Origin of the sequence: Bradyrhizobium sp. (assembly GCF_049798375.1) — a bacterium.
In the GTDB taxonomy this organism is placed as follows: domain Bacteria; phylum Pseudomonadota; class Alphaproteobacteria; order Rhizobiales; family Xanthobacteraceae; genus Bradyrhizobium.
Map to the genome: position 1 here is coordinate 1 of NZ_JBARGP010000449.1, position 4,712 is coordinate 4,712.

At 63.6% G+C, this 4,712-nt stretch carries 3 protein-coding genes; 2 read left to right on the forward strand and 1 reads right to left on the reverse strand.

Going from position 1 to position 4,712, the window contains the following annotated elements; genetic code table 11:
• Window positions 1-169 precede the first annotated feature (169 nt).
• Window positions 170-1,084, forward strand: a complete 915-nt coding sequence (locus WA702_RS18645) for an SDR family NAD(P)-dependent oxidoreductase (RefSeq protein ID WP_425112008.1) — start codon at window positions 170-172, stop codon at window positions 1,082-1,084.
• Window positions 1,085-1,224: 140 nt separating this feature from the next.
• Window positions 1,225-2,340 (forward strand): SMP-30/gluconolactonase/LRE family protein, encoded by a 1,116-nt coding sequence (locus WA702_RS18650; protein WP_425112009.1) that lies wholly within the window; start codon window positions 1,225-1,227, stop codon window positions 2,338-2,340.
• A 69-nt stretch (window positions 2,341-2,409) separates the two neighbouring features.
• Here the strand turns inward: WA702_RS18650 and ppc are convergent.
• The coding region (gene ppc / locus WA702_RS18655; RefSeq protein WP_425112010.1) for a phosphoenolpyruvate carboxylase at window positions 2,410-4,712 on the reverse strand (2,303 nt) is incomplete at its 5' end.

Genomic DNA, 4,712 nt, shown 5'->3' on the forward strand with positions numbered 1-4,712 from the left:
CTCCTCTCCCTCTCCCCGTTCTTACGGGGAGAGGGTCGGGGTGAGGGGCAGACGTACATTCGGTTCGAGTTGTTAGACTTGTACCCCCTCACCCGGATCGCATCTGACGATGCGATCCGACCTCTCCCCGCAAGCGGGGCGAGGTCAAGAAAGCAAGCTGGAGAACTCCATGGCCAAATCACTTCAGGACAAAGTCATCGTCGTCACTGGCGCGGGACGCGGCATCGGCCGCGAGATCGCGCTGCTCTGCGCCGCGGAGGGCGCCAAGGTCGTGGTCAACGATCCCGGAGGCGCCTCCGACGGCTCCGGCACCAGCGCGGCGCCCGCCGAGGAAGTGGTCGAGGAGATCAGGAAGCGCGGCGGCACCGCGGTGGCGAATTTCGAGTCCGTGGCCGAGGCCATTCCGGCCAGCAAGATCATCAAGACCGCGACCGATCACTTCGGCCGGCTCGACGGCGTTGTCAACAATGCCGGCATCCTGCGCGACATGATCTTCCACAAGATGAGCGTGGAAGCCTTCGAGTCCGTCATCAAGGTCCATTTGATGGGTTCGTTCTACACCTCGCATGCGGCTGCCCGGTTGTTCCGCGAGCAGGAGAGCGGGGCCTTCGTGCACTTCACCTCGACCTCGGGTCTGGTCGGCAATTTCGGCCAGGCCAACTACGCGGCTGCCAAGCTCGGCATCGTCGGCCTGTCGAAGTCGATCGCGCTCGACATGGACCGCTTCAACGTGCGTTCCAACTGCGTCTCGCCGTTCGCCTGGAGCCGCATGATCGGGACAATCCCGACCGAGACCGAGGCCGAGAAGGCCCGCGTAGAAAAGATCAAGCAGATGGGGCCGGAGAAGATCGCGCCTGTTGTCGCTTATCTGCTCGGTGATGCCGCGAAGGATGTCACCGGGCAGATCTTCGCCGTGCGCATGAACGAGATCTTCCTGATGGGCCAGTCGCGCCCGCTGCGTTCGGTCCATCGTGGTGAAGGCTGGACGCCACAGACCGTCGCCGAGCATGGGATGCCGGCCTTGAAGCCGTCGTTCTACAAGCTCGACCGGTCAGCCGACGTGTTCGGCTGGGATCCGATCTGATCCTATCAGCCGTGCTCAGTTGCACCGCGGCAAGTCGCGTGCGGCGCAATCTCGTTCAGGTTGCTTTACAAGCATCTTGCCCGCATTGTGCCCCGATTGTGGCGTATGCTGTCCTTCCAACAAAATCTGAGGGGACGCATATGACAGATCAGCGACAGATCCCTGACAACGCGAAGTCGGTCGAAGCTGACGGCTTCGACCGGCGCGCACTCCTGAAAGGCGCGGCGGCGCTCGCTGCTACCGCCGCGGCCATCTCGCCGGCCAGTGCCCGCAACTACGGACGCGGCGCCGAACCGGAGCGCTATCCCGATCCCGATATCGTCGTGATCAATGAGAAGCGTTTCAAGGCCAAGGTCGGCAACACCGCGATCAAGCGGCTGTTCACCGGCTGCCTGTGGGCGGAAGGTCCGGCCTGGAACGCGCAGGGCCAGTACCTGGTCTGGAGCGACATTCCCGCGAACCGCCAGCTACGCTATCTCGACGATGACGGGCACATCTCCGAGCAGTTCCACAAGCCGTCGAATGAGGCCAACGGCAACACCTTCGATTTCGAAGGGCGCCAGATCTCCGCCGAGCGCACCCGGCTGGTGCGCTGGGAGCACAACGGTTCGCTGACAGTGCTGGCCGAGCAAGCCAACGGCAAGCCGCTCAACGGACCGAACGACATGGTCGCGCATCCCAACGACAAATCGATCTGGTTCACCGATCCCGGCTATGGCGCGGTCAGCATCTACGAAGGCCAGCGCGCCAACACCGGCTCGGTGCAGCCCTATCAGAAGGAAGCGGTGTACCGGCTCGACGGGCAAACCGGACAGCTCACCAAGGTTGCGGACGAGCCGTTCAAGCCGAACGGCATCGCCTTCAGCCACGACTACAAGAAGGTCTATGTTTGCGACACAGGCACCACGCACTATCCGCAAGCCAAGAACATCGTCTGGCAGTACGATCTCAACGGCGACAAGCTGTCGAACCCGCGCACGCTGATCGACATGACGCTCGACGGCAAGTCGGGATTCCCCGACGGCATGCGCGTCGACATCGACGGCAATATCTGGGTCGGAGCCGGCTGGGTCGGCGAAGGCTATGATGGCGTGCAGGTGTTTGCGCCCGACGGTGAGCGGATCGGCCAGATCAAGCTGCCGGAGACCTGCGCCAATCTCACTTTCGGCGGCAAGAAGCGCAACCGCCTGTTCATGACCGCGAGCCAGTCGCTCTATGCGGTCTATGTGGAGACCATGGGCGCGCATAATTGTTAGCAAATGGCGAATGGGGAATAGCGAATGGGGAAACCGCCATTCGCTATTCGCCACTCACCATTCGCCGCGTCAGCCCGTATTTCGCAACCCCGCCGAAATCCCGTTGATCGTGAGTTGGATGCCGCGCAGCGCCTGCTCGTCCACGGTCTGCGCGCGATGCGCTTTCAGAAGCTCGACCTGAACATGGTTGAGCGGATCGAGATAGGGGAAGCGATGGCGCACCGAGCGCTCGAGCAGCGGATTGCCTTGCAGCAGCCGCTCCTGCCCCATGATCTCGTGCAGCGTCCGGACCACGAGCTCCCATTCACCGCGGATGCGGCCGAAGATGGTCTTGCGCAGCTCCTCGTCCGGCACCAGTTCGGCATAGCGCGAGGCGATCGCGATCGAGCTCTTCGCCAGCACCATGTCCATGTTCGACAGCAGCATGCGGAAGAACGGCCACTCGCGATAGAGCTCCTTGAGGAACGCCATGCCGTGATCGGGATTTTCCGCGACCCAGGTTTCGACCGCGCTGCCAAAGCCATACCAGCCCGGCAGCATCAGCCGGCATTGTGCCCAGGAAAACACCCAGGGGATCGCCCTTAGATCCTCGATCGCCCGGGTCTTCTTGCGTGAGGCCGGACGGCTGCCGATGTTCAAGGTCGCGATCTCGTTGATGACCGTCGAGGCCCAGAAATACTCGACGAAGCCGTCGGTCTCATAGACCAGGCCGCGATAGGCCTTGAAGGCGAGTTCGGAGAGCCGGTCCATCGCGGTGAGATAATCGCGCTTCGGCGCTGGCTGGCGCGGATGCAGCAGGCTTGCTTCCAACGTGGCCGCCGCCAGGATCTCCAGATTGTTGCGGCCGACCTCGGCGTTGGAATATTTGCTGGAGATGATCTCGCCCTGCTCGGTGATCCTGATCTGTCCGTTCACCGCGCCGCCGGGCTGGGCGATGATCGCATCATAGCTCGGTCCGCCGCCACGGCCGACCGAGCCGCCGCGGCCGTGGAACAGCCGCAACCGCACGCCATGCCGCTCGAAGATGTCGACCAGACCAATCTCGGCCTTGTAGAGCTCCCAGCCGGAGGTGACGAAGCCGCCATCCTTGTTGCTGTCGGAATAGCCGAGCATCACCTCCTGGACCGAGCCGCGGCTGTCGACCAGGCGGCGATAATCGTGCAGCGCCAGCATGCGGTCCATGATGGCGCTGGAGGCCTGCAGATCCTCGATGGTCTCGAACAGCGGCACGATGTTGACCGCGCTGCGCCCCGAAGGGTCGATCAGCCCGACTTCCTTCAGCAGCAGCGCCACCTCGAGCATATCGGACATGCCCTTGCACATCGAGATGATGCATTGGGGGATCACGTCGGCGCCGAACATCGCGTGCGCTTCCGCCGTCGCGCGAAACACGTCGAGCTCACTGAGCGTCTCGTCGCTGTACTTGACGAATTGCGACATCAGCGGCCGGGTACTACGCAGCTCGCTGAGCAGCAACGCGACCCGCGCCTCTTCGCCGAGCGCGAGATAGGAGTTGCCGGGCATCGCCGTGTCGAACAGCTCCGCAACCGTGCGCTCATGCACCGCCGAATTCTGCCTGATGTCGAGCCGCGCCAGATGGAAGCCGAAGCAGTCGACCGCGCGGCGCAGCATCCGCAAGCGCCCGCGTGCGATCACGCGGGCATTGTTCGATATCAGCGAGCGATGGAGGATGTCGAGCTCGCCCTGGAACTCTTTCACGCTCGTGTAGGCGGCTCCCTCGCCGACCGGCGGCCGGCTGATCTCGACGCCGAGTTGCTTCGCGGTTGCCGTCAACCGCGCATAGATGCCCGAAACGGCCAGACGATAGGGTTCGCCGACCCGATGCGGCGAGCTGTCGGGCGAACGCTGCGCCAGCGCACGCAGCTCGTCGGAGATGTCCGCCAGATTCGCCGCCACGGACAGTTCGGCCCCGAGCAGATGCAGTTCTTCCAAATAGAAATGCAGCACCAGGCTCGACTGCAGCTTCAGCGTGCCTCGCATGACCTCGGCGGTGACGAAAGGATTGCCGTCACGGTCGCCGCCGATCCAGCTTCCCATCCGCAGAAATGAGGCCAAGTCGCCCGCCGTCTCCTCGCCCTCGTCGAGCCGGTCCTCCAATGCGCAGAGCAGCCGCGGCACTTCGCGGAGGAAGGTGTAGTCGTAGAACGACAGGCCGTTGGCGACCTCGTCGAGCACACTCAGCTTGGTTCGGCGCAGCAGGTTGGTTTGCCACAGGGTCAGTACCGCTCGGCGCAGCGCCTCGCCGCTGGCCTCGCGTTCGTCGGGCGTCATTTGCATGCGCTCGCGCCGATCCAGCAGCGCCGCGACCTCCATCTCGCGGTCCATCGTGCTCTTGCGCCGGACCTCGGTCG

Coding starts and splice junctions, on each gene's coding strand:
- WA702_RS18645 (WP_425112008.1), top strand. CDS start 170: ATGGCCAAATCACTTCAGGACAAAGTCATCGTCGTCACTGGCGCGGGA.
- WA702_RS18650 (WP_425112009.1), top strand. CDS start 1,225: ATGACAGATCAGCGACAGATCCCTGACAACGCGAAGTCGGTCGAAGCT.